This is a genomic window from Kineococcus anabasis (assembly GCF_054590795.1).
In genome coordinates, this window is the sequence record NZ_BAAIHU010000001.1 from 335,613 (window position 1) to 360,168 (window position 24,556).

Annotated in this window: 19 protein-coding genes; 6 read left to right on the plus strand and 13 right to left on the minus strand. The window is 76.3% G+C overall.

The features are described 5' to 3' along the window. Positions 1–17: 17 nt before the first annotated feature. On the plus strand, positions 18–2,801 hold the full coding sequence (locus ACYQBY_RS01470; RefSeq protein WP_459642032.1) for a DEAD/DEAH box helicase: 2,784 nt from the start codon (positions 18–20) through the stop codon (positions 2,799–2,801). 141 nt (positions 2,802–2,942) lie between these two features. On the opposite strand, the gene ACYQBY_RS01475 is transcribed toward ACYQBY_RS01470, so the two are convergent. Continuing rightward, positions 2,943–3,896, minus strand: coding sequence for a 5'-3' exonuclease (locus ACYQBY_RS01475; RefSeq protein WP_459642033.1), 954 nt, complete (start codon positions 3,894–3,896; stop codon positions 2,943–2,945). Positions 3,897–4,090: 194 nt separating this feature from the next. On the opposite strand from ACYQBY_RS01475, the gene ACYQBY_RS01480 reads away from it, so the two are divergent. The 4 genes from ACYQBY_RS01480 (at position 4,091) to ACYQBY_RS01495 (ending at position 9,680) form a co-directional block, all read left to right on the plus strand. Beyond that, positions 4,091–5,035 carry a hypothetical protein gene (locus ACYQBY_RS01480; RefSeq protein WP_459642034.1) on the plus strand — a complete coding sequence of 315 codons (945 nt, stop codon included), beginning with the start codon at positions 4,091–4,093 and terminating at the stop codon, positions 5,033–5,035. Positions 5,036–5,150: 115 nt separating this feature from the next. After that, positions 5,151–6,803: an amidohydrolase gene (locus tag ACYQBY_RS01485; RefSeq protein WP_459642035.1), complete on the plus strand. Its 1,653-nt coding sequence runs from the start codon at positions 5,151–5,153 to the stop codon at positions 6,801–6,803. Positions 6,804–7,419: 616 nt separating this feature from the next. Further along, positions 7,420–9,030 carry an apolipoprotein N-acyltransferase gene (gene lnt, locus ACYQBY_RS01490; RefSeq protein WP_459642036.1) on the plus strand — a complete coding sequence of 537 codons (1,611 nt, stop codon included), beginning with the start codon at positions 7,420–7,422 and terminating at the stop codon, positions 9,028–9,030. Beyond that, entirely contained in the window at positions 9,027–9,680 is a 654-nt protein-coding gene (locus tag ACYQBY_RS01495; RefSeq protein ID WP_459642037.1) for an FxsA family protein, read from the plus strand. Before lnt ends, ACYQBY_RS01495 begins: the two co-directional genes overlap by 4 nt. 100 nt (positions 9,681–9,780) lie before the next feature. Here ACYQBY_RS01495 and ACYQBY_RS01500 read toward each other — a convergent pair whose 3' ends face one another. The 4 genes from ACYQBY_RS01500 to ACYQBY_RS01515 form a co-directional block, all read right to left on the minus strand. Continuing rightward, positions 9,781–10,125 (minus strand): RNA polymerase-binding protein RbpA, encoded by a 345-nt coding sequence (locus ACYQBY_RS01500; protein WP_459642038.1) that lies wholly within the window; start codon positions 10,123–10,125, stop codon positions 9,781–9,783. A gap of 211 nt (positions 10,126–10,336) precedes the next feature. After that, on the minus strand, positions 10,337–11,710 hold the full coding sequence (locus ACYQBY_RS01505; RefSeq protein ID WP_459642039.1) for an MFS transporter: 1,374 nt from the start codon (positions 11,708–11,710) through the stop codon (positions 10,337–10,339). After that, positions 11,707–12,489, minus strand: coding sequence for a glycerophosphodiester phosphodiesterase (locus tag ACYQBY_RS01510; RefSeq protein ID WP_459642040.1), 783 nt, complete (start codon positions 12,487–12,489; stop codon positions 11,707–11,709). Before ACYQBY_RS01510 ends, ACYQBY_RS01505 begins: the two co-directional genes overlap by 4 nt. Before the next feature lie 118 nt (positions 12,490–12,607). After that, positions 12,608–13,918 carry a D-alanyl-D-alanine carboxypeptidase family protein gene (locus tag ACYQBY_RS01515; protein ID WP_459642041.1) on the minus strand — a complete coding sequence of 437 codons (1,311 nt, stop codon included), beginning with the start codon at positions 13,916–13,918 and terminating at the stop codon, positions 12,608–12,610. Positions 13,919–14,344: 426 nt separating this feature from the next. On the opposite strand from ACYQBY_RS01515, the gene ACYQBY_RS01520 reads away from it, so the two are divergent. After that, positions 14,345–15,583, plus strand: a complete 1,239-nt coding sequence (locus ACYQBY_RS01520) for a GNAT family N-acetyltransferase (RefSeq protein ID WP_459642042.1) — start codon at positions 14,345–14,347, stop codon at positions 15,581–15,583. Positions 15,584–15,622: 39 nt separating this feature from the next. On the opposite strand, the gene ACYQBY_RS01525 is transcribed toward ACYQBY_RS01520, so the two are convergent. The 8 genes from ACYQBY_RS01525 to ACYQBY_RS01560 form a co-directional block, all read right to left on the minus strand. Beyond that, the gene (locus tag ACYQBY_RS01525; RefSeq protein WP_459642043.1) at positions 15,623–16,909 is read right to left on the minus strand and encodes a methyltransferase; all 1,287 of its coding nucleotides are present in this window, start codon (positions 16,907–16,909) and stop codon (positions 15,623–15,625) included. Between the two features lie 89 nt (positions 16,910–16,998). Next, entirely contained in the window at positions 16,999–17,805 is an 807-nt protein-coding gene (locus tag ACYQBY_RS01530; RefSeq protein WP_459642044.1) for a methyltransferase domain-containing protein, read from the minus strand. 68 nt (positions 17,806–17,873) lie between these two features. Then, positions 17,874–18,830 (minus strand): C-terminal binding protein, encoded by a 957-nt coding sequence (locus tag ACYQBY_RS01535; RefSeq protein ID WP_459642045.1) that lies wholly within the window; start codon positions 18,828–18,830, stop codon positions 17,874–17,876. Between the two features lie 4 nt (positions 18,831–18,834). Further along, positions 18,835–20,298 (minus strand): Nramp family divalent metal transporter, encoded by a 1,464-nt coding sequence (locus ACYQBY_RS01540; protein WP_459642046.1) that lies wholly within the window; start codon positions 20,296–20,298, stop codon positions 18,835–18,837. Positions 20,299–20,387: 89 nt separating this feature from the next. Beyond that, positions 20,388–21,377, minus strand: a complete 990-nt coding sequence (locus ACYQBY_RS01545; RefSeq protein WP_459642047.1) for an LLM class F420-dependent oxidoreductase — start codon at positions 21,375–21,377, stop codon at positions 20,388–20,390. Positions 21,378–21,438: 61 nt separating this feature from the next. Next, positions 21,439–22,494 (minus strand): site-specific integrase, encoded by a 1,056-nt coding sequence (locus ACYQBY_RS01550; protein WP_459642048.1) that lies wholly within the window; start codon positions 22,492–22,494, stop codon positions 21,439–21,441. A 72-nt stretch (positions 22,495–22,566) separates the two neighbouring features. Beyond that, complete coding sequence (locus ACYQBY_RS01555) at positions 22,567–23,037, minus strand: hypothetical protein (protein WP_459642049.1); 471 nt, start codon at positions 23,035–23,037, stop codon at positions 22,567–22,569. A gap of 101 nt (positions 23,038–23,138) precedes the next feature. Continuing rightward, a complete protein-coding gene (locus ACYQBY_RS01560; protein WP_459642050.1) occupies positions 23,139–24,374 on the minus strand; it encodes an SGNH/GDSL hydrolase family protein in 1,236 nt (411 codons plus the stop codon). Between the last annotated feature and the right edge of the window lie 182 nt (positions 24,375–24,556).

Consider the following 24,556-nt stretch of genomic DNA (forward strand, 5'->3'; position numbering starts at 1 on the left):
GACGTACTGTCGCCGCTATGGCGAGCCCCGCGGAACGCTACGCGGCAGCGCGCCGCCGCGACGCTGTCCGGCGCACCCAGCTGGCGGCCTTCACCGAGGTCCTCGGTTTCGACCTGGACCCCTTCCAGATCCAGGCGTGCCAGGCGCTGGAGGCCGGCCGGGGGGTGCTCGTGGCAGCCCCCACCGGGGCCGGCAAGACCGTCGTGGGCGAGTTCGCGGTGCACCTGGCCCTGGCCACCGGGCGCAAGGCCTTCTACACCACCCCCATCAAGGCCCTGAGCAACCAGAAGTACACCGAGCTCGTCGCCCGGCACGGCGCGGCCAGCGTCGGCCTGCTCACCGGGGACAACACCGTCAACGGCGAGGCGCCCGTGGTGGTGATGACCACCGAGGTGCTGCGCAACATGCTCTACGCCGGCTCCAGCACCCTCGCCGGCCTCGGCTACGTCGTCATGGACGAGGTGCACTACCTCGCCGACCGCTTCCGCGGGGCCGTCTGGGAGGAGGTGATCATCCACCTGCCCTCCGACGTGCTGGTGGCCTCCCTCTCCGCCACCGTCTCCAACGCCGAGGAGTTCGGCGCCTGGCTCGACACCGTCCGCGGCGACACCGAGATCGTCGTCTCCGAGCACCGCCCCGTGCCCCTGTGGCAGCACCTCGCCGTCGGCAACCGCCTGCACGACCTCTTCACCGACATCGACGGCGAGCCGCTGGAGGGCGACGAGGGCTCCCTCGTGCCCGGCGCCGTCGTCAACCCCGAGCTCGTCGCCCTCGCCCGCCAGCAGCAGCGCGCCGACCGCACGGGCGCCGGCCGCGACCGCCGCCGCGGCCGCGGCGGCCCCCAGCGCCCCGGCCCGCGCCCCGGCACCCCCGGGCGCGCCCAGGTGCTGGAGATGCTGGACAACGCCGCGCTGCTGCCCGCCATCACCTTCATCTTCAGCCGTGCCGGCTGCGACGCCGCCGTCCAGCAGTGCCTGGCCTCCGGCCTGCGGCTCACCAGCCCCGAGGAGCAGCGGGAGATCCGCCGCCGCGTGGAGGAGCGCTGCTCCGAGATCCCCTCCTCCGACCTCGCGGTGCTCGGCTACTGGGAGTGGCTCGACGGCCTGGAGCACGGCCTCGCCGCGCACCACGCCGGCCTCCTGCCCACCTTCAAGGAGACCGTCGAGCACCTCTTCGCCGCCGGGCTCGTCAAGGCCGTCTTCGCCACCGAGACCCTCGCCCTCGGCGTCAACATGCCCGCCCGCTCGGTGGTGCTGGAGAAGCTCGTGAAGTGGAACGGGCAGTCCCACGTCGACATCACCCCGGGGGAGTACACCCAGCTCACCGGCCGCGCCGGGCGCCGCGGCATCGACGTGGAGGGCCACGCCGTCGTCCTGTGGACCCCCGGCACCGACCCCGAGGCCGTCGCGGGGCTGGCCTCGCGCCGCACCTACCCCCTGCGCTCCAGCTTCCGCCCCACCTACAACATGGCCGTCAACCTCGTCACGCAGGTCGGGCGGCAGACCGCGCGCGACATCCTGGAGACGTCCTTCGCGCAGTTCCAGGCCGACCGGGCCGTGGTGGGCCTGGCCAAGCGGATCCGCACCCAGCAGGAGGCGCTCGCCGGCTACCGCGAGGCCATGACGTGCCACCTGGGCGACTTCGCGGAGTACCACCGCCTCCGCTCCCAGGTCGGCGAGCGGGAGAAGGACATGTCCCGCGCCACCCAGGTGCAGCGGCGCGCCGAGGCCGCCGCGTCCCTGGAGGGGCTCAGGCCCGGTGACGTGCTGCGCCTGCCCTCGGGGCGGCGCAACGGCTTCGCCGTCGTCCTCGACCCCGGCGCGCCGCGCGGCTTCGAGGGCCCGCAGCCGCGGGTCCTCACCGTCGACCGGCAGGTCAAGCTGCTCTCGGCCACCGAGGTGCCCACGGCGGTGGAGAAGATCGCCCGGGTCAGGGTGCCCAAGGACTTCAACTGGCGCAGCCCGCAGGCCCGGCGCGACCTCGCCTCCAGCCTGCGCAACGCGCTGGCGGAGATCGGCGGGGGAGATCCCCTGCCCGGTCGCGGGCGGGCGCGCTCGGCCGCCGCGGACGACGAGCACCTCGCGGAACTGCGGGCGGCGATGCGGGCGCACCCCTGCCACGGCTGCGCCGACCGCGAGGAACACGCCCGCTGGGCGCAGCGGGAGGAGAAGCTCGCCAAGGAGACCCGGGCGCTGGCCAAGCGCGTGGAGAGCCGCACGGCGACCATCGCACGCACCTTCGACCACGTCTGCGAGGTGCTCACCCGCCTCGGCTACCTCACCGCCGACGGGGCCGCGGTGACGGACGCGGGGCGGCTGCTGCGCCGGATCTACGCCGAGACGGACCTGCTGGTGGCGGAGTGCCTGCGCCGCGGGGCCTGGCGCACCCTCGACGCACCGGGGCTGGCCTCGGTCGTCTCGGCGCTCGTCCACGAGTCCCGCCGCGACGAGATCGGCCGGCCCGAGCGCCTGCCCCGCGGCACCGAGGACGCGATGACCGCCACCGTCCGCATCTGGAGCGAGCTGACAGACCTGGAGGAGGCGCACCACGTCCCGCTGACCCGCGAGCCGGACACCGGGCTGATGTGGGCGGTGCACCGCTGGGCGCGGGGGCACCGCCTCGACGAGGTGCTGCGGGACGCCGACCTGTCCGCGGGGGACTTCGTGCGCCGCTGCAAGCAGCTCGTGGACCTGCTGGACCAGATCGCCGGCGCCGCGGGCGAGGACCCCCTGCGGGGCGTGGCGCGCGCGGCGCTGGAGAGCGTTCGCCGCGGCGTGGTCGCGTACAGCTCCGTCGCCTGAGCCGCGGTGGGGCCGGCGGGGTCGACGCCGAGCACTGCCTGCACCGTATTCCGCGTTATCGGTCCCAACGACCTCGATGATCTTTAGGACGGGAACCGGACCGCCAGGACCGCGGGCACCCCGGAACCCGGCGCCGCCGGCTCATCCCGGCAGGGATGCGAGCAGCCGGTCGAGGCTGCCGCGCAGGCCCCAGCGCTCGGCGAGCCCGTCCAGCCGCTCCGGGTCCGCGGCGGTGCGGGGGAGCAGGTCCTCGCGCTCCTCGACCGGTGCGTCGCGGACGGTGCGGACCACGGCCGGGGCCACCGCCAGGTAGTCCGTGGCGGCCAGCAGCCGCCGGCGCTGGGCGGGCGGCAGGCCCGAGGTGGGGTCGTGCGCGGCGGCGAGGACCCCCGCCAGGTCGCCGTGGCGGGCCAGCAGCGCCGCGGCGGTCTTCTCCCCGATGCCCGCCACACCCGGCAGCCCGTCCGAGGGGTCGCCGCGCAGCGCCGCGAGGTCCGCGTAGGCGGAGCCGGAGGCCACGGAGTACCGCGCGGCCAGCGCCGCCTCGTCGACGACCTCCAGGCGCGCCAGGCCGCGGCCGGTGTAGAGGACCCGCACACCTGCCGCGTCGTCGACGAGCTGGAACAGGTCCCGGTCGCCGGTCACGACGTCCACGCCGCGCCCCGCCGCGACGGCGCGCGTGGTGAGGGTGGCCAGGACGTCGTCGGCCTCGAAACCGGGCGCGCCGAGGCGGGCGATGCCCACCGCCTCCAGCACCGCGACGATGAGGTCGACCTGCGGGCCGAGGGCGCCGGGCGCCTCCTCCGAGCCGTCCGGGCGCGCGCGGTGCGCCTTGTAGGAGGGCAGGGCGGCCACCCGGAAGGCCGGGCGCCAGTCGTCGTCCCAGCACGCCACGAGGCGCGCGGGGCGGTGCTCGCGCACGAGGGAGGCGATCGCGTCGCAGAAGCCCCGGACCGCGTTGACGGGGGTGCCGTCCGGTGCGGTGACGGACTCCGGCACCCCGTGGAAGGCCCGGTAGTACAGGGAGGCCGCGTCCAGCAGCATCGTGCGCCCGGCGGTGTCGGGGCTGCCGGCGGAGGTCTGCGGTACGGGCATGGCCCTCACCGTAGGGGCCGCCTCCGACCGCGGGCCGGTGCGCCCGCGCCGGGATCTCCACCCGTGGGTGGGCGCCCCCACACCCTTCGGGGGATGCCTCCCGCCGCGGTGTGACGCATGGTTGAGGGGCAGTGACGGGTGCTACGAGCAGCCCGGCACGCGGTCACCACGAGCGACGACGAAGGGAACCTCCCATGGCCCCGATCACCCCCGTCCCCACCGAGCCCGGCCGCCGCCGCAGGCGCCGCGCAGGTGCGGTCCTGGTGGCCGGCGCGGCCGCCCTGACCGTGGGCCTGACGGCCTGCACCGGCGTCACCGCCGGCTCCGGGAACGCGGCCGGATCCACCGGCGCCACGAGCGCCCGCACCCCCCTGCAGGTCGTCAACGCCTCCGTCCAGAAGTCCAGCGAGGCCTCCACCGGCAAGTTCGCCCTGTCCGTCGACGCCAGCGGCACCTCCGGCGGCCAGGCGCAGCAGGCCAGCCTCACCGGCGAGGGGGTGTTCGACACCGCCGCCGAGGCGGCGGAGGTGCGCCTGAAGGTCGACGCGCCCGGCGTGCAGGGCCTCAGCCCCACCGTGCGCCTCGTCGACGACACCCTGTACGTCTCCGGGGTGCCGGGCGTCCCGGCGCAGCAGTGGGTGGAGATGCCCGTGGGGGACACCGCGTCCCTGGGCGTGGACACCCAGCAGCTCAACCCCGCGGCCCAGCTGCAGCAGCTGCGCGCGGTCTCCCAGGACGTCCGCGAGCTCGGCGCCAGCACGGTCCGCGGTGTGCGGGCCACCGGCTACGCCGGCAGCATCGACCTGCAGAAGGCCCTCGAGACGGCCGCCTCGCCGGAGGAGAAGGCCGAGGCGCAGAAGGCGCTGCAGGAGAGCGGCCTGAAGACGCTGCCCTTCGAGCTGTACGTGGACTCCGAGGACCGGCCCGTGCGGATGGTCCTCGATCTCGCCGTCACCCAGGGGGCGGAGTCCGGCAAGGCGAAGGTGTCGATGGACTACTTCGACTGGGGCAGCCCGGTCACCGTCACCGCCCCCGCGCCCGAGGCGATCTCCGACACCTTCGCGGGTCTGGCCGAGGGTCCGGGTGCAGCCCCGGAGGCGGCCCCCGGCAGGGCCCCGGCCGCGGCCCCCGCGGCCTGAGGCCGGGGACCGGCGGTGGGGGCGATCCCCTCCACCGCCGGGTGCCCCGGGACCCGGCCGGGGCGGGCGCCTCCCCACCGCCCGTCCCGGCCGGACGGTTCGTAGGCTGGCGCGGGTGAGCGACGCGCCGGCCCCCGCCCCTGCTGCTGTGCGGCGCCTGTACCGGGGCGGCAGCGTGTACAGCCCCGCCGACCCCTTCGCCACCGCGATGCTCGTCACCGGTGACCACATCGCCTGGGTCGGGCCCGAGGAGGCCGCCGCCGCCCACGCCGCGGACGCCGACGAGGTCGTGGACCTGCAGGGCTCCCTGATCACACCCGCCTTCGTCGACGCCCACGTGCACACCACCGAGACCGGCCTGGCGCTGACCGGGCTGGAGCTGTCCGGCTGCCCCGGCCCCTCCGCGCTGCTGGACGCGGTGGCCGCGGCGGCCGCCCGCTCCCCGGGCGCGCCGGTGCTGGGCCACGGCTGGGACGAGACCACCTGGGGCGCCGGGCCCCCCACGGCCGAGCAGATCGGGCGCGCCGCGGGCGGGGCGGAGGTGTACCTCTCCCGCGCCGACGTGCACTCCGCGCTCGTCTCCCCGGCCCTGGCCGCCCGCGCCGGCCTGTCCGCCCTGCCCGGCTGGCACGGGAGCGGGTGGATCCGCACCCAGGCCCACCACGCCGCCCGCGACGCGACCCGCTCCGCGCTGGGCCCGGCGCGTGAGCGCGCCCAGCGGGCGGCCCTGCGCGCGGCCGCCGCCGCCGGCATCGCCACCGTCCACGAGATGTCCGGCCCGCACATCGCCGGTGCCGGTGACCTCGCGGCGCTGGTGTCCCTGGCCGCCGACCCCGCCGGCCGCTTCCCCGCCGTCGTCCCCTACGCCGGCCTCCTCGCGCAGGACGCCGCCTCCGCCCGCGCGCTGGTCGCCTCCGCGCGCGCCGAGGGCGTGGAGCTGGCGGGGCTGGCGGGGGACCTGTGCGTCGACGGCGCGTACGGCTCCCGCACCGCCGCGCTGCGCGAGCCGTACGCCGACGAGGCCGGCAACCGCGGCGTGCTGCACCTGGACCGCGAGCAGGTCCGCGACCACCTCACCGCCTGCGCCGGCGCCGGGGTGCAGGCCGGTTTCCACGTCATCGGCGACGCGGCCCTGGACGTCGTGCTCGCCGCGCTGCTGGAGGCCGAGGAGCGCCTCGGCGCCCCGGCGCTGGCGGCCGCCGGGGTGCGCCTGGAGCACCTGTGCGCCGTGGACGGGGCCGCGGTGGCCACGCTGGCGCGCCTGGGGGTCGGCGCGAGCGTGCAGCCGGCCTTCGACGCCACCTGGGGCGCGCCTGGCGGCACCTACGAGCAGCGCCTGGGCAGCGGGCGGGCCCGCGCCCTGCACCCGTTCTCCGCGCTGGCCGCGGCGGGGGTACCGCTGGCGCTGGGGTCGGACTCGCCGGTGACGCCCTTCTCGCCGTGGGCGGCGGTGCGCGCGGCGGCGTTCCCCACGACCTCCGGGCACGGCATCAGCGTGCGCGCCGCGTTCCTGGCGCACACCCGCGGCGGGCACCGCCTGGCCCGCCGCCCCGAGCAGCCGGGTGTCCTCGTGCCCGGCGCACCGGCCACCTACGCGGTGTGGGAGGCGCAGGAGCTGGTCGTGCAGGTCCCGGACGCCCGCGTGGCGGCGTGGAGCACCGACGCGCGCTCGGGAACCCCGGGGCTGCCCGACCTGGCTCCCGGCCGGGACCTGCCCCGCTGCCGTCGCACGGTGCGCGGGGGAGTGCTCCTGCACGACGCGTGGTGAGCTGCTCACCACCCGGGGCGCGGGCACGGCGTGTCACGCCACGACACGCCGTGCGACACGCCGGGCGCGCAACGGCCCGAGGACCCCTGGGAGGGCCTGTGACCTGCGCTGACACTCCCGCGGGGGGTGCGGGGAGCGGTTGACACGCCCGCGCTGCCGAGTAGTTTCGCCAATCAGCCCACGATCGAGGAAGACCGTCCGGTTCTGCCCGTGCCAGGCGGTGCGCCGCCCCACAGCGCACAGCCCCTCGGGCGCGGCCGTACGGGGAGTGGGCGGGGTCGGACCTGCGCGCCCCTAGACAACGGTGTGCGCCTCGTGACCGACGGGGCGCACGGCGGCCCGACGGGCGCGCGGGTCCGGCTTGCTTCTCGCGCGGCCGGTCCCCGCGGGTGTTCCCGGTCGTCCCGGGGCGCCGCGGGACCGGCCGTGTGGCGTCCGGCCCGTGCGCGCCGGCACCCGGGGGCGCCCGCACCGCCCGAGATCACCCCTGCCGCCCTGCCGTGCCGCCCTGCCGTGTGGAGCGGGCGTGTGGAGCGGGCGTGGCGAGCGGGTGGGAACGCCGCGCCGGTCCTGGGTGTGCGCCCTGAGCCGCAGCGGCGCGGCGTAGGCTCGGCAGGTGCCGCGCCCCCGCCTCCCGCTGCCGCTGCCCGCGGCCGCCGTCCTGGCCGCCGCCGGAGGCCTGGCCACCGCCGCCGCCTTCCCCGGCGTGGGGCTGTGGGCCCTGGCGCCCGTGGGTGTCGCGGCGCTGACGGTGGCCACAGCCGGGCAGCGCGCCCGCCGCGGTGCCGCTCTGGGACTGCTGTTCGGCTGGGCGTTCTTCGTGCCGCTGCTGCAGTGGAGCGGGGTCTACGTCGGCGCGCTGCCGTGGCTGGCGCTGGCGACCCTGTGCGCGCTGTTCACGGCTCTGACCGGGGCCCTCCTGCCGCGCGCCCAGCGCGCCCCCTGGCACCTGGGCCCGGTGGCCGTGGCGGCCACCTGGGTCGTGGTGGAGGCGCTGCGCGCGCGGGCGCCCTTCGGGGGCTTCCCGTGGGGGCGCCTGGCGTTCTCCCAGGCCGACGCCCCCGCGCTGGGCCTGGCCGCGGTGGGCGGCAGCCCCCTGGTGTCCTTCGCGGTGGCCCTGGCCGGGGCGCTGCTCGCCGCCGCGCTGCTGCGGGCCGTGCGGCCCGGCCCCGCCGTGCCGCGCGCGGGCGGGGCCCGGCGCGGTGCCCGCTGGGCTGCGCCGCTGGCGGCGGCGGCGGCCTGCGCGGTGGCCGGCGCCGGTGCGCTGGTGCCCCGGCCGGTGGACGCCTCCAACGGCACGGTGCGGGTGGCCGCGGTGCAGGGCAACACCCCCGAGCCGGGCCTGGACTTCAACGCCGAGCGGCGCGCGATCACGGACAACCACGCGCGCGCCACCGCCGCCCTGGCCGCGGACGTGCGCGCCGGGCGGGCCGTGCAGCCGGACCTGGTGGTGTGGCCGGAGAACTCCAGCGACATCGACCCCCTGGTCAACCGCGACGCCGCCGACGTCATCACCGCCGCGGTCGAGGCCGTGCGGGCGCCCACCCTGATCGGGGCGGTGCTGCAGGGCCCGGGGCGGGGGCTGTCCAACGCGGGCATCGTGTGGCGCCCGGGCACGGGGCCCGCCGAGCGGTACGTGAAGCAGCGCCCCGCCCCCTTCGGGGAGTACATGCCGTACCGCTCGTTCTTCCGGCTCTTCAGCGACAAGGTCGACCTGGTGCGCCAGGACTTCGTGGCCGGCTCGCGCACCGGGATCCTGCCGATGGGCCCGGCCACGGTCGGGGACGTCATCTGCTTCGAGGTGCTCTTCGACGACCTGGCCCGCGAGGCGGTGCTGGCCGGGGCGGACCTGCTGGTGGTGCAGACGAACAGCGCCACCTTCGGCACCTCGAACATGGCCCCGCAGCAGCTGGCGATGTCGCGGCTGCGGGCGCTGGAGACGGGCCGCAGCGTCGTGCACGTCTCCACGGTCGGCATCAGCGCGCTCATCACCCCTGACGGGGTGGCGCACCAGAACACGCGGCTGCTCACCTCTGCGGTGCTGCAGGCCGAGATGCCGCTGCGCACGCAGCTGACGCCCGCGGTGCGGGTGGGCGCGGCGGTGGAGTACGCGCTGTGCGCGGTGGGCCTGCTGCTGCTGGTGGCCGGCGGGCGCCGCCGGCGGGCGGTCCCGGCGCCGGTGCAGGCCGGCCCGCCCTCGCCGGTGCCCTCGGGGGCGCTGCGGTGAGCCGGGCGGCCCTGCCGGGCGCCGCGGGGGCTGCGGTCCCGCGTCGGCGCCGCAGCGGGCGCTGGCTGGTCCTGGCGGTGCTGCTGGGCCTGGGTGCCGCAGAGGTGCTGCTGGTGGGGCAGGTGGCGCAGCTGCTCGGCTCGGGCGGGGTGCTGGCGTGGGTGCTCGCCGCGGCCGCGGCCGGGGTGCTGCTGCTGCGCCGTGCGGGCCGCCGCGCGGCGCGCCTGGCCGCGGCGGGTCCGGCCCTGCGGCAGCCTCCGCAGGCGGAGGTGTCGCGGCTGACGCGCACCGCGGCCGTCGGGGTGCTGCTGCTGGTGCCGGGGTTCCTCTCGGACCTGGCGGCGCTGCTCCTGCTGCTCCCCGGGGCTCCGCGGCTGCTGGGCCGCGCCGGTGGGGCGCTGCTGCAGCGGGCGCTGGAGCGGTCCCTGCGCCGCTCCGGCGTGGACGTCTCGCCGCTGTTGCGGCCGCCGGCCTCCCCGCGCGGGTGGGGCGCGCACGCCGGGTCCTCCGCGAGCCACGACGTGCCGGGGGACGTGCGGGGTGACGTGCCGGGGGGCGCGTCCCGGAACGTGCCGGGGGGCGCGTCCCGGAACGTGCCGGGGGACGTCGTGCAGGGCGAGGTCGTGGATCCCGAGCCCCCGCACCGCTGAACCCGGGCCGGCCCCCGGGCGGGCGCTGCGCGGCCCGCGCCGTGTGCGGACGTGCCGACGGCCGGCCCTCCGGGAGGAGGACCGGCCGTCGGGTGGGAACTCAGGCGCTGCGGCGGATCTGGCCGTTGCGCAGGAGCTGCAGGCGCTCGTCCAGGAGCACCTCCAGCTCGGCGATGGTGCGCCGCTCCAGCAGCATGTCCCAGTGGGTGCGGGCCGGCCGGGTCGCCTTCTTCTCCGGCGCCTCGGCGTCGTCGCGCAGCGCCTCGGCGCCGCAGCGGCACTCCCACACCGGGGGCACGTCCGCCTCGATCGACATGGGCACCACCACGACGTGCCCGTGCGGGCAGTGGTACGTCACCTTCTGGCGCTCGGCCGGCTCGACCCCGGACTCGCTCTCGAGGCTGGCGGCTCCCAGACGGCTTCCTCGCAGGTTGCGCTCGCTCATTGCAGACCTCCCGACGCTCCCCTCACCCTCAGGCGGGATCGCCGTGGGTCAGGAGGGGTTCCACTTGGTTGAACGCGGACGGGGCGAGGGGTGTTCCGGTGTTGTTGCGCCGAGGAGGTGAAGGGAGTGTGGCAAGCACCACACCCCCCGGGCCGGCGACCTCTCACCTGCCCGCCGCCTCCCGTCCACCCCACGTCCACCACGACACCCCTCAGGCGGCGGGCACCTGCCGTGCCACCTCGGCACCCCGGGCCACGTCCACCCTCACCAGCAGTGCCCCGCCGACGACGAAGAAAACCAGCAGCGCCGCCAGCGCCGGGCGGTAGGACCCGCTGAGCTGGTACACCAGCCCGAAGACCAGGGTGCCCACCCAGCTCGTGCCGCGCTCGGCGGCCTGGTAGAGGCTGAAGAACTCCGCCTCCTGCCCCACGGGCACCAGGCGGCTGTACATCGAGCGCGACAGCGCCTGCGTGCCCCCCAGCACCAGCCCGATCGCCACGGCCAGCACCAGCCACGCGGTGAACTGCCCCGGCCGCAGCGACAGCGCCGCCGCCACCACCAGCACCCACAGCCCCAGCCCCGCCAGCACGGTGGGCTTGGCGCCGAAGCGCCCCGCGGCCCGCCCGAACGCCAGCGCCCCGCCGAACGCGACGCCCTGCACGATGAGGATCGTGGTGATGAGCTGCGCCTGGGTGAAGCCCAGCTGCTCCTGGCCGTAGATGCTGGAGGCGTAGATGACGGTCTGGATGCCGTCGTTGAACACCAGGTACGCCAGCAGGAAGCGCAGCGTGTGCGGATAGGCGCGGATGCCGCGCAGGGTGGCGGCCAGCTGCCGGAACGGGGCCAGCAGCCCGCGCGGGGCCGCGGCCGGCGTCACCTCCCCGAGCACCGCCAGCGAGCGGCGGGGCAGCCGGCGCATGCCCAGCACGGGCACCAGGGTGAACACCGCCCACCACAGCCCCGCCACCGCCAGGGAGGCCCGCACGGCGCCCTCGGTGTCCAGGCCCACCGCCTGCGGGTTCGACACCAGCGCCAGGTCCGCCCCCAGCAGCAGGAACCCGCCGAGGTAGCCCAGCGCCCAGCCCCGCGAGGACGTCGCATCGCGCTCCTGCGGCCCCGACACGTCGCACAGCAGCGCGTCGTACACCACCAGCGAGGACGCCAGGCACGTCGTGGCCAGCACCAGCAGCACCACCCCCAGCTGCCAGTCGTCCCCGGCGACCGTCGCCATCGCCGTGGCCGCCGCAGCCCCGCTCCACGCCAGCGCCCCCAGCAGCCGGTGCCGGTGCGCGGTGCGGTCCGCCAGCGCGCCCACCAGCGGCAGCACCAGCGCGGAGAGGATCGTGGCGGCCGTCACGGCGTACAGCGCCACCGACCCCGGCGCCACCGGCACCCCGAGCACCGAGAGCATCGCGCGGCACTCCTGCCCGGCGCCCAGCCCGGGACACGCCGCCCGCCGCGCCACCGAGGTCAGGTACGGCCCGAACAGCACCGTCGCGGTGACCGTGACGTACGCGGAGTTCGCCCAGTCGTAGACGTACCAGCTGCGCCGGGCGCGCAGCAGCTGCCGGGACGGGGCGCTCACGACCACTGCCCGCGGGCGCGCAGCACGTCGCGCAGCAGGTCCGCGCGGTCGGTGATGAGCCCGTCGACCCCCAGGTCGAGCAGCGCGTGCATCTGCGCCGGCTCGTCCACCGTCCACACGTGCACCTGCAGACCCTGCTCGTGGGCGGCGGCGATCGTGCGGGGGGTCACGACGGGCACCGCTCCGGCCCGCACCGGCACCTGCAGGGCGCACGCCCGGCGGGTGGCCGCGCGCCCCAGCACCGGCCGGCGCGCGGCCACGCCCAGCAGGAACGCGGCGGTCCCGGCGGAGGAGGTGGACGTGGCCACCGGCGCGCCGCCGTCGGCGTCCAGGGCGGCGACGACCGCCCGCCGGCGCGCCTCGGAGAACGACGCGATGCACACCCGCTCCCGCGCCCCGGTGCGGCGCAGCACGTCCACCAGCGGCGCGATGGCCGCGGCGTCCTTGACGTCGACGTTGAGGTGCACGCCGGGGAAGGCGTCCAGGACCTCGGCCAGCTGCGGCACCGGCTCCACCCCGCGCACCCGGGCCCGCCGCACCACCTGCCAGGGCAGCTCCGCGATGCGGCCGCCGGTGTCGGTGACCCGGTCCAGGCGGGGGTCGTGGAAGGCGAGCAGGACACCGTCGGCGGTGGCGTGCACGTCGGTCTCCAGGTACCGGTAGCCGAGGTCCACGGCCGCGGCGAACGCCGGCAGCGTGTTCTCCAGCCCGTCCAGGGAGAAGCCGCGGTGCGCCATCGCCACGGGGTGCCCCGCGGCGAGGAAGGGGTGCGCGATCACGCGGGCAGTCTGCCGGGTGCGCCCGCGCGCCGGGGCGTGCGCCGCGCGGGGACACCCGTCCGCCGCGGCACCGGTGCGCCCCCGGCCGCGAGCACGCCGCGCCGGCGGGCGCGCCGGGTCAGCCGGTGTACTCCCAGTGCCACGGCTCGAACGGGCCGCTGCCGCCGGGGCCGGCCCAGGACGGGTGGATCCAGCCGTACACCGCGGAGTTCTGCTTCAGCCACGTGTACGTGGGGGAGCCGTACCGGTTGACGCCGTCGCACAGGTCCACCGCGATCCCCAGGCCGTGCCGGGAGGTGCCCGGGCGCGCGGCCAGACCCGGCTTGCGGGCGGCCACGGAGATCTGGTCGGCCAGCGGGCGGTAGGAGTCCGTCACGCACATCGGGTGCCCGAAGTGCTGCGCGTAGGCCTGGCTGAGCTGGTTGAAGGCGTGGGCGGCGTCGGCGCGCAGCACGTGGGTGGGCTCGCCCCACAGCGGGCACAGCGCGCTGCGGGGGATGGTGCCGTTGGCGTAGCCGGCGGTGTCGCCGCCGGTGCACTCCCCGATGGCGCCGACGAGGCCGCCGGAGACGGACACGGCCTTGGTCGCCTTGGCGGCGCGCAGCGCCTCCTCGGCGGCCAGCCGGGCCGCGCGCAGGTTCTGCGCCCGGGTGGACTGCGAGACGGCGGTGCCCTCCGCGGTCAGCTGGAGGGAGGACAGCTCGGCCAGCTTGGCCTGCTGCTCGGCGACGAGGGCGTCGGCGGAGGCCTTGGCCTCGGCGGCCTTCTGCGTCTGCAGGCGCGCCTCGTCGGCGGCGGCGCGCGCCTCAGCGGCGGCCCGGGTGGCCCGCTCCCGGTTGGCGCGGTAGTCGTCCACCGCGCTGCTGCGGCCCTGCCCGAGACGTTCCATGGAGGCCAGCAGGCCCGGCACGTCGTCGGTGGAGCGCGACTCCAGCACCGTGACGAGACCGGAGTACTGCTGCAGGGCGCCACCGTCCTTGTAGGCGTCGGCGGCCCACTGGCCCAGCTGCTCCTTGCCCGTGGCCAGGCGCTGCTCGGCGTCGGCGAGCTCGGCGCGGGCGAGGCGCTCGCGGTGCTCGGCGAGCTGCTTGGCCTCCACGGCCTGCTGGTGCGCCTCGAGGGCGGCGCTGGCGCGCTGGACGAGGGCGTCGAGCTCACCCTGGGCCTTGGCGACCTTCTCGCGCGCGGCCTGCGCCTCGGCCTGGCTGCGCTCGGCGTCGCGGCGGGCCTGCTCGACCTCCTCGGGCGTCGGCGTCCTGGCCGGGGAGGCCACCGCAGCCGGGGTGGCCACAGCGGCGGGGGAGGCCACGGCGGCCGGGGCGGCCGGGGCGGCGACGGCGGGCTGGGTCAGCCCTGCGGCCACGCAGGTGGCGCCGAGGCCGGCGGCGGTGGCCAGGACGGCGCGGCGGAGAGCGGAAGGCAGCAGCAAGGCGTTTACGTCCAGTGCGGTCGGGGGCGGGAGCCCTGTGTCGTCTGGTGCGAGCGGGTCTGGCGGAGATCGTGTGGTTCCGGTGATCGTCCGTGTCGAACCGTACCTTCAACGTGGTCGGCACCCTCGCACCGACACTCCACTTCCGCACGCCGGTTGTGACGCAGCTCACCAACCGATCGCGTTTGGGTCCGCCCGAGAACGCCACGCCGGACCCGTCGACCTGGTAGTGCTCCCACCCCCCCCGCACGACCCCTCGTCACGCCCCCCGGCACACCCCCGGCCGGGCACCCGCCGCGCGGGCCGCGGGGCCCTTCGCGGGACGTTCACGCCGGAGCGACGTGGCGATCACGCTGTGCCTAGTACCGTTCTCCCCGGTCGTGCCGGGGGGCAGTGGCCGGATCGCAGATCGGGGAGGGTTCGTCCGTGGTGTCCAAGCAGGAGCCGGCGGTGCAGCAGGTCGACGTCGAGCGGCTGAGCGAGGCCGAGCTCGCGGAGTGGACCGCCCTGCACCAGCGCCAGGGCTTCCCCGCCAACCCGTTCTGCTCGCCCCTGTGGGTGCGTGCCTGGTACCGCTCCTTCGTCCCGGACCCCACCCTGCGCCACCTGCTGTTCGTCCGCGACACCACCGGCGCCCTCGTGGGCGTGGCACCCCTCTACACCGACGTCGTCGGCCGCGGCCCGCTGCGGGCCCGCCGCCTCACCCTCGTCGCCAGCGGCCGCCACACCCCGATGGAGCTGCCGCAGGTCCTCACCGCCCCCGGCACCGCCCGGCAGGTCCACGCCGACGTCGTGGCCCACTGCCTCCAGGCCCCGGCGGACTGGACGGAGCTGACCCTCGACCGCGACCAGGCCTGGTTCGAGCCCGCCTGGGTGCAGTCCAGCACCGCACCGGTGCCCTTCTACGGGCACCACCGCGTGCGCGCCTGCGTGATCCTGCCCCTGGAGGGCACCTGGGAGCAGCTCAAGAGCAGCCGCAAGCGCAACCTCAAGGAGAGCCTGCGCCGCGGCCGCAACCGCCTGGAGAAGAGCGGGCTCCCCTGGGAGGTGCGCACCCTCGCCGGCGCCGACCTCGACGAGGCGGCCATCGACCGCTTCTTCGCCCTGCACAGCCAGCGCTCCACCTTCGGCGGCAGCACCTCCACCCACGGCGACGCCTACGCCGACACCCGCATCCGCGCCTTCCTGCGCGGCCTGCTGCCCGAGCTGGCCGCCGCGGGGGAGGCCAGCATCATCGAGCTGCGCGTCGGGGGCGTCGTGGCCGCCACCCAGCTCGCCCTGCACGCCGCGCGCTGCTCCTACGTGCACTCCTCCGGCATGGACCCGGACTACTGGGACTACTCGCCCGTCACGCTGCTGCAGGCGCAGGTCGTCATCGACGCCATCGGGCGCGGCGACGAGGTCGTCAACTTCTCGCCCGGCCCCAACGTCGCCAAGATGCGCTGGAGCGAGCGCATGCACGTGCTCGACGACTTCACCTTCGCCACCGCCGACGTCGCCTCCGGGGTGCGCTACGCCGCCTTCACCCAGCTCTCCTCCTTCAACCAGTGGCGCCGCGGGGTCGCGATCGTGCGCTCCAACAGCCCGCAGGTCCTGCCCGCGGAACCCACGGGACTGCCCGCCCTCGCCCGTCGCGCCCTGAGCCGGGCCCGCCGCCGCGCCTGACCGCACCCCCGCCGGCCGCACCCCCGCCGGCGGGGACGCTCAGCCCCGCACCGCGCGCAGCACCACGAACTTCGGGTGCCCCGCCACCGCCTCGCACGAGGCGAACATCCGCCGCAGCGGCACGTGGTGACCCAGGTGCCGGTTGACCACCACCCACAGCTCACCACCGGGGCGCAGCACCGCCCGCGCGTCGCGGAACATCCGCAGCGCCGTCGACCCCGTCACCGCCGAGTGCACGTGGAACGGCGGGTTCAGCAGCACCACGTCCTGCGAGCCGGGTTCCAGCTCCGCCCCCGACGTCGCCGCGAACGCCGAGTCACCCACCAGGAACGACGCCGCCACCGACGGCGCACCGGCCCCGACCGTCGCCCGCGCCGAGGCCACCGCCAGGTCCGAGTCGTCCACGAACGTCAGCCGCACACCCGGCTGCGCGCGCGCCACCGCCAGCCCCACCAGGCCGTTGCCGCAGCCGAGGTCCAGCACCCGCTCACCGGCCGCGAAGGAGCGCCGCGCCAGGAGCGTGTCCACCAGCAGGCGCGTGCCGACGTCCAGGCGCCCGGCGGAGAACACCCCCGCGTGCTGCACCACCTCCACCCCGGCCAGCGGGCCCGCGGCCTCCTCCACCGCCCACCGCTGCGGCCACGCCGCCGGCTGCGGCGCGCGCACCACCTCCACCTGCGGCGTGCAGACCAGCAGCCGCGCCTTGCGCCGTGCCCGGGAGGTGCGCACCGGGCCGAGCAACCGGGAGAACACCTCCAGCGTGGAGGTGTGCACCTCCTTCACCATGCCCGCCGCCACCACCGGTGTGCCCGGCCCCAGCAGCGGGCGCACCCGCAGCAGCAGCTCCTCCAGCAGCGCCTGCGTCCGCGGCAGCCGCACCAGCAGCGCCCCCACGCGCTCCGGCGCCGCGGTGGCGGGCAGCAGGATGGGCACGGCCCGCCCGTTCAGCTCGCAGTTGGCGCGGGCCGCGGCGCGGGCGGCGGCGGAGTCGGTGACGCTGAGCAGCTCCCCGCCCACCCCCTCGCCGGCAGCCGGCGCCAGCGCGGTGGCCAGCGCCCCCCACCGGTCACCCAGCAGCACCACCGGCGCGCCCAGCGCCACCCCCGCGGGCAGACCGGTGTCCTCCTCCACCCCCGGCGCACCGAGCACGTGGTCCACGAGCAGCTCGTCGGCGGCGTCGAAGGCCCGCAGCAGCTCCCGCGGGGAGTCGGGGTAGCGGCGCAGGTGCAGCTCACGCCCCGCCGCCCGCATCGGCGTGTCATCACGCACCGCGGTCTGGTCACGCGTCGGCGTCTGGTCGCGCGTCGGCGCGGAGTCGGGGGGCACCAGCGCAATCTAGCGGCGCCCGGCCCGCTCCCCGCCCCACAGCACCGTCCCGCACCGCCCCGCCCGCCCCGTCGCGGGGGAGCCGCGGCTCAGGCCGGGCCCCGCGCCACCGCGAAGACCCGCCGGTACGGCAGCACCGTGCCCACCGCCCGCCGCGGGTACGCCCGCCGCAGCAGCGCCCCGTACTGCGCGCACAGCTCCTCCCGCGCCCCCTCCTCCAGCGCCGACAGCACCGGCCGCAGCGCCGCACCCCGCATCCACCCCAGCACCGCGTCCTCACCCCCCAGCACGTGCAGGTACGTCGTCTCCCACACGTCCACCTCGCAGCCGCACCCGGCGAGCACCTCCAGGTACTCCGCCGGCTCCGCGGCCACCGCCTCCGGCAGCGGCGGCACCCGCCCCGCCCACCGCTGCGAGGCCAGCACCTGCCGCAGCAGCGCGTGCGAGGCGGCGGCGGAGTTCCCCGGCACCTGCAGCGCCAGCACCCCGCCCGGCGCGAGCAACCCCACCAGCCGCGGCAGCAGCTCCAGGTGCCCCGGCACCCAGTGCAGCACCGCGTTGCAGACCAGCACGTCCACCGGCCCCGGGGGGCGCCACGTGCGCAGGTCCGCCTCCACCCACTCCAGCGCCGCCCCGGCCCGGGCGCGCGCGAGCATCTCGGCGGAGGCGTCCACCCCCACCACCCGCGCCCCCGGCCAGCGCGCCGGCAGCGTCGCCGTCAGGTTCCCCGCCCCGCACCCCAGGTCCACCACCAGCCGCGGCTCCGCCACGCGCACCCGGGCCAGCAGGTCCACCCACGGCCGCGCGCGCTCCCCGGCGTGGCGCAGGTACGCGGCCGGGTCCCACACCGTGGCCCCCGGCCCGTCCCCACCGGCGCGCTCCTCCTGCCCGTCCACCCCTCCCACCCTCCCCGCGGCGGCGGGCACCGGCGCCCACCGCCCTCCCCACCGCACGCGGGCGGGCCTCAGGAACGCCCGGGCACCACCACGTACGGCGGCGTCCCCGAGCGCGCCCACTCCACGACGTTGCCGGCCGCCTTCAGCCGCAGCTCCCGCTCCGACTCCTCCGAGTACCACGCCACGTGCGGGCTCAGCAGCACCCGCTCGTGCCGCAGCAGCGCCTCACCCGCATCCGGCGGCTCCGCGGGCAGCACGTCCAGCGCCGCCCCCGCCAGGCGTCCCGACTCCAGCGCCCGCAGCAGCGCCGCGGTGTCCACCAGCCCACCGCGTGCGGTGTTCACCAGGTACGCCCCCGGCCGCATCCCCGCCAGCAGCTCCTCGTCCACCAGCGCCCGCGTCCGCTCCGACAGCGGCAGGTGCAGCGTCACCGCGTCCGCCTCCGCGAACACCTCCGCCACCTCCCGCCGCTCCACCCCGGCCGGCCACGCCGCCTGCGGCAGCAGCGGGTCCGCCCCCACGCACCGCCCGAACCACGGCCCGGCCCGCTCGGCCACCGTCCGCCCGATGCGCCCGAGCCCCACCACGCCCAGCACCAGCTCACCGGGCCGCCGCAGCCGCCCGCCCAGCTTGTAGTCCCACGCACCCGAGCGCACCGCCCGGTCGTGCCCCCCGAGGTTGCGCAGCAGCGCCAGCAGCATCGCCACCGCGTGCAGCGCGACGGTCTCGGTGCCGTAGTCCGGCACGTTGCACACCCACACCCCGCGCTCGCGGGCGGCGTCGAGGTCGACGGAGTCCACCCCGACGCCGTACCGGCTGACCAGCCGCACGGAGGGGGCGGCGTCGAGGACCTCGGCGGTGACGGGGGCGTACTGCACGAGCAGCGCGTCGGCGCCCGCCGCCGCGGCCGCCACCTCCGCCGCGGTGCGGCACGAGGCCACGACCAGCTCGTGCCCGGCGGCGGCCAGGACCTCCCGCTCCAGGTCGAGGTCGGCGTACTCGGCATCCGTGACGAGAACCCGCACGGCGTCAGCCCGCGATGTTCGTGAGGTACTGGTGCCGCACCACCAGCGCCGACAGCGTGCCGAAGAGCAGCACCGAGACGACCAGGACGGCGATGCGGTACCCCCGGGGGCGGATCTCCCGGGGCAGGGTCTTGCGGTTCACCAGGATCAGCAGGCCGGAGTAGATGAACATCATGAACCCGCCGACGCAGGCGGAGATGACGATGAGCGCGAGCGGCTGGGCGAACCCGACGAGCAGGATGGTGCAGCCCAGGACGACCAGGCCCCAGACCAGGGCGGCGTAGACCTTGGACTCCGAGGCGCCCTTGAGGTAGCTGACGCGCAGCACGTCCGCGCCCAGGCGGCTGGTGTAGTCCACGATGCCCAGGGCGGCGGCGAACAGGGACACGGCGCCGATGACCCAGAAGAACGTCCCGAACCAGTCCCCGACGGACGACTTCAGCGCCTCGCCCTCGGCCTGCAGGAACGTGATGCCGTTCTCCAGGCCCTCCTGGCCGAACACCGTGGAGTAGGCCAGCAGGGAGGTGAAGAAGATGGTGACGAACGAGATGAGCACGAACGTGACGAGCTGCTCGATGTTCGCCGTGCGCCACCAGGTCCGCCAGCGGGCGAGGTTCTCCGCGGTCGGCTCGAACACGTACCCGGTGGAGGGCGCCGCCTCCGGCTTGCCGGTGATGGGGCTGACGATCCGGGGGACGTAGGCGCCCATCCCGAAGCCCTTGTCGCGGATCCAGTTGCTCTGGCAGAGGTTCTGCCCGCCCCCGGCGCCGGCGAACGCCAGCGCGGACAGCAGCACCGGGAACGCCAGCGCCTCCGTCGGGATGGTCGCACCGGTCACGATCTGCGGGACGTCGCCCCACGCCGAGGAGGTGATGGCGAACGTCGCACCCACGGCGATCAGCAGCAGCACGGCCGCGACCTTCGCCATCTCGATGCGCTCCAGCGCCACGTACACCACGGGCGCGAGGGTGAGGATGGCGCCGATGGCCAGGAGCATCCCGATCGCGATGGGCGTGACCGAACCACCGACGAGGTAGGTCACGATGGTCGCCGAGCTCGTCACCCACCCCGGCCAGAGGTTCGCCAGGTACGCCATGGCCGCGAACACCAGGCCCCAGTGCCGCCACAACCGGCTGAACCCGGTGAGCACCGTCTCACCGGTGGCCAGGGTGTACCGCTCGATCTCCATGTTGATGAAGAACTGGATGACCAGACCCACCAGGGCCGCCCAGACGAACACCAGCCCGACCTGGGAGGCGATGTAGGGGTAGATGATGAACTCACCGCTGGCCAGGCCGACGCCCGCGGCGACGACCCCGGGGCCGATGATGGGCCCGAGCCTGGTCGGGGCGGGCGGCAGGTCGCGGACCTGCGGCTGCGGGAGGTACTTGCTGGGAAACCTCTCGGCGACGGACGTGCCCTGCACGCCGGTCCCGGACGAGGGTCGGGACTGCTCGGCGTGGGCCATGGCGTCCTCCTCGGCGGTCGTGGTCCGCCGAACGGTACTCCCGTGCCCGGCGGAGTCAACGACCTCCGCCGGGCGACCCGCCGGGTTCCTCAGCGCAGCGCGGGCGCCACCTCCCGCGCGAAGAGCTCGATGCCGGAGGTGTCGTGGGCGGCCTCCGCGAAGTACGTGATGGCGTACGTCATCCCGAGCTCCTGCAGGGCACCCAGCGCCTCGACGACCTGCTCGGGGGTGCCGACCGCGGGGCCCGAGCGCAGGTTCTGCACCGTCTCGGCCAGCTTGTCGGCCGGCAGGTGCGGGCGCAGCCGCTCCTCGATGCCGCGCAGCCGCTCGGCGACCTCGGCCTCGTCGCGGCCGATCACCACGTTGTAGTTGGCGGAGCGCACGATGCGCCCGTAGTCGGTGCCGAGGTCGCGGCAGTGCCCGGCGAGGACCTCGCTCTTGTGCGCGAAGCCCTCGGGGGTGCCGTCGAAGTTGGTGTAGGCGGCGTACCTCGCCGCGATCCGCAGCGTCTTCTTCTCCCCGCCGCCGGCGATCCAGAAGGGGATGCCGCCCTCCTGGAGGGGCTGCGGGCGCACGATCGCCCCCTCCACCTGGTAGTGGCGGCCGTCGAGGGTGGCGGTGCCCGTCGTCCACGCCTGCCGCATGATCTCGACGCCCTCCTCGAGCATCCGCAGGCGGTCCCCGGCGGAGGGGAACCCGTACCCGTAGGCGCGCCACTCGTGCTCGTACCAGCCGGCGCCGATGCCCATCTCGGTGCGCCCACCGGAGATGACGTCGACGGTGGCGGCGACCTTCGCGAGGTAGGCGGGGTTGCGGTACGCCATGCACGTGCACATCTGGCCCAGGCGGACCCGGGAGGTGGCGGCGGCGAACGCGGCCATCAGCGTCCACGCCTCGTGGGTGGCCTCCTCGCCGGGGACGGGCACGGTGTGGAAGTGGTCGTAGACCCAGATCGACTCCCACACCTCGTCCTGCTCGGCGAGGCGGGCGAGGGAGGACATGGTCTGCCAGTGGTCCTGGGGCGCGATCCCGACGAGGTCGTGCCGCCAGCCCTGGGGGATGAAGAGGCCGAAGCGCATGCGGCGCACCCTAGCCAGGGCCCGGCCGGTGCCGCCTGGCACCGGCGGGACCACCCACGCCCTACAGGCCGACGTGGGCGGCGGGGTTCTCCACCCCCGGCCCGGCGTCGCGCACGCAGGCGCTGAGCGCGAGCGTCGAGCGGTGCCCGGTCTGCCGCATGACGGATCGGTCCGGCAGCCCGGCGCGGACGGCGGCGGTGGCGAAACCCGCGCGCAGGCTGTGCCCGGAGAACACCCGGGGGTCCAGCCCGGCCTCCTCCGCCCGCCGCTTGATCATCCGGGCGATGGACTGCCCGGAGATCCGGCGCGCCTTCAGGCCCGCGCCGCCCTTGGTCATGGACCGGAACGCCGGGCCCGACTCGATCCCGGCTGCCGCGACCCAGGCCTGCCAGGAGCGCACCGGGCAGGTGCTGCGGCGGGAGCCGTGGGGCAGCAGGACCTCCCGGCCGCCGTCCCGCCCGTCCGCCGGGTCGTCCTCACCCGCCTGCGCCACGGGGCCGCGCACGCGCAACCGCAGGCCCTCCTCGCCCACCTGGACGTCGCCGGCGTCGAGGGCGCTGAGCTCGGAGCGCCGCAGGGCGCCGGCGAACCCCACGACGAGGATGGCGCGGTCGCGGTGGTCGATGGTGCTGTCCTGCAGGGGCGCGACGATGTCGGCCAGGACGGACGTGACGATGGGGTCGACGCGGCGCACGGGGGAGACGGGTCCGAGGGTTCGGCGCATCCCCGCCCAGGTGAGGCGGACGCTCTGGGTCTCGGTGGGGGAGGGGACGCCCAGGACGCGGTGCGCGACGCTGAGGGCCGCGAGGCGGCGCTGCAGGGTGGCCAGGCTCAGCTCCTCGCAGCACGCGAGCAGGTACCCGGTCACCGTCGACGGCTCGGCGGGCAGGGGGGTGAGACCCTCCGCCTCGCACCAGGTGGCGAAGTGCGCCAGGTCCGAGCCGTAGGCGCGCCAGGTCGTGGCGGAGCGGCCGGCGCGGTGGGCGGGGGGCAGTTCGCGCATCCACCGCTGCAGGACGTCGGGTTCCAGCGTCTGCGGTGGGGTGGCGGGTTCGAGGTCGACGACGGCGAGCTCGGCGGGGGTCCGCCCGTAGAGGTCCAGCGCATCCTCGGCCATGCTGTGATCTTACGTAATCTCAGTTATCGGCCGCAAGGCCAACGCCCAGTTGTCCAGCGCCTGCGGCGCCGCTCACCCCTGAACCGGGGAAGGCACCCCGGCACGCGGCGGCAGGGGCGTGGGGATGACGCCGTCGCGGGCGAAGAGGAAGCGGTCGTTGATGCTCCGCAGGTGCTCGCGGGCGACGTCCTCGAGGGGGTGGCCGGGGCAGACGGCCGCGAACTCCTCCAGCAGCGTGGCGATGGTGAGGACCTCGCCGACGGTGAGAAGGGCGACCTGGTCCTTGGCGATGTCGCAGCGGACGTGGCCGGGCGGTGGGGTGTGCAGCGCGCCCGCGGCGTCGCGCACGGCGAACGGGCCGCCCTCGCGGTCCCCGATGAACGTCCACGTGCCCTCCAGCACGTCGCCGTCGGGGTACACGAAACGCACGCGGTCCCCGGAGCAGGGGGTGGCGTGGTCGCCGAGCTGGCGGAGCATCGAGGCCAGCGCGGAGCGGGCGGTGCCGTCGGGCTGGGCGGGGGCGCGTCGGGGGAGGGAGGGCACGGCGTCAGGATCGCCGCCGTCGCCGGGCGTCCGCGGCAGCGACACGCCGGGCCCGGTGTCCGGGGAGGCGTGAGCGGCAGCGCCTCCCCGGACACCGGGGCTCAGCGCAGCAGGGCCAGGTCGACGGCCTCGCCCATGGCGCGGTACCCGGCGTCGTTGAGGTGGATGTGGTCGCCGGGGTCGAACGCGGGGGCGATGCGGCCGGGGTTCTGCGGGTCGCGCACGGCCTTCTCGAAGTCGACGAAACCGTCGGCGACCTGCTGGGTGCGCACCCAGGCGTTGACGGCCTGGCGGTTGCGCTCCTGCTCGGGGGTGAGGCAGCCGTTGTCGCAGCCGTAGGGGGTGATGGTGCCCAGGACGACGTCGACGCCGACGGCGTGGGCCTGCCGCACGATCTGCGTCATGCCGTCGATGACGGTCTGCGCGGGGACGGAGTAGGCGACGTCGTTGATGCCCTCGGCGACGATCACGGTCTCCACGCCGCTCTGGGCGAGGACGTCGCGGTCGAGGCGGGCCAGGGCGGAGACGCTCTCGGGGCAGCAGTCGAGCCGGTCGCGGGTGATCTGGTTGCCGCCGATCCCGGCGTTGAGCACGCCGGGGCGCTTGCCGGCGGGCAGTTCGTGGAGGCGGGTGGCCAGCACGTCCGTCCAGCGCCGGTTCTGCTGCCAGCTCGAGTACGCGCCGTCGGTGATGGAGTCGCCCAGCGCGACGACGGCACCAGGGGCCTTGCGGTTGGCGACGTCCACGCCGTCGAGGAAGTACCAGCGGGGCACGCCGCCGGTGAAGCGCGCGGCGGGGGCACCGGCTGCGTCACCGGGGGCGATCCAGCTGCCCTGCGCGCCGCCGTGGCCGGTGAGGGAGCCGGGGCCGACGCTGACCTGCAGGTCGATGGCGAGGTCCTGGCCGAACGCGACGGGCAGGTCGACGGGGTCGCTCCACATCCGCGCGCCCCTCGGCACGGACACGGTGGCGGAGCCGTTGAACGTCAGGGCGGCGGTGGTGCCGGCGACGAGCTCGGGGCCGGTGGTGGAGACGGCCCTGGCGACGGTGGCCTTCGTGACGACCAGGGGCGCGTCGCCGAAGGTGTTGGCGAGGCGGATGCGGACCTGCGAGCCGCCGAGGGTGGGGTGGACGAGCTGGCGCAGGGTGATCTGCCCGGTGAGGGCGGCTTCGGCGGGCAGGCGCTGCGGGCTGGCGGCCCAGGCGCCGACCCACTCCTGCTGCGCGGCGGGGCGCCGCTCGGGCGCCGCGGTGGCGGGGGAGGTGCCGCTGAGGGCGAGGCCGGCGGCCGCGACGAGGGCGAGGGCGGCGCGGACGGGTCGTCGGGTGGAAGGCACCAGGGTTCTCCTCGGGGTGCGACGGCCGCGTCGTGCCCGACCGCTGCAGCCGTCGTGGGACGCCCACGCCCGCAGCCGCGCCGGAGGGGCTGCCGCGTTCGAGGAGTCGCCGTCGATTCCCCTGGTCGGGAGGGTGGACGGCGGAAGTGTGACACGAACTGAACCGGTTGAGAAGCCGGGTC

Bases quoted from the DNA above. Each gene is read 5' to 3' on its own strand.
- ACYQBY_RS01470 (WP_459642032.1), top strand. From the start codon at position 18: ATGGCGAGCCCCGCGGAACGCTACGCGGCAGCGCGCCGCCGCGACGCT.
- ACYQBY_RS01475 (WP_459642033.1), bottom strand. From the start codon at position 3,896: ATGCCCGTACCGCAGACCTCCGCCGGCAGCCCCGACACCGCCGGGCGC.
- ACYQBY_RS01480 (WP_459642034.1), top strand. From the start codon at position 4,091: ATGGCCCCGATCACCCCCGTCCCCACCGAGCCCGGCCGCCGCCGCAGG.
- ACYQBY_RS01500 (WP_459642038.1), bottom strand. From the start codon at position 10,125: ATGAGCGAGCGCAACCTGCGAGGAAGCCGTCTGGGAGCCGCCAGCCTC.
- ACYQBY_RS01540 (WP_459642046.1), bottom strand. From the start codon at position 20,298: ATGGCCCACGCCGAGCAGTCCCGACCCTCGTCCGGGACCGGCGTGCAG.
- ACYQBY_RS01545 (WP_459642047.1), bottom strand. From the start codon at position 21,377: ATGCGCTTCGGCCTCTTCATCCCCCAGGGCTGGCGGCACGACCTCGTC.
- ACYQBY_RS01550 (WP_459642048.1), bottom strand. From the start codon at position 22,494: ATGGCCGAGGATGCGCTGGACCTCTACGGGCGGACCCCCGCCGAGCTC.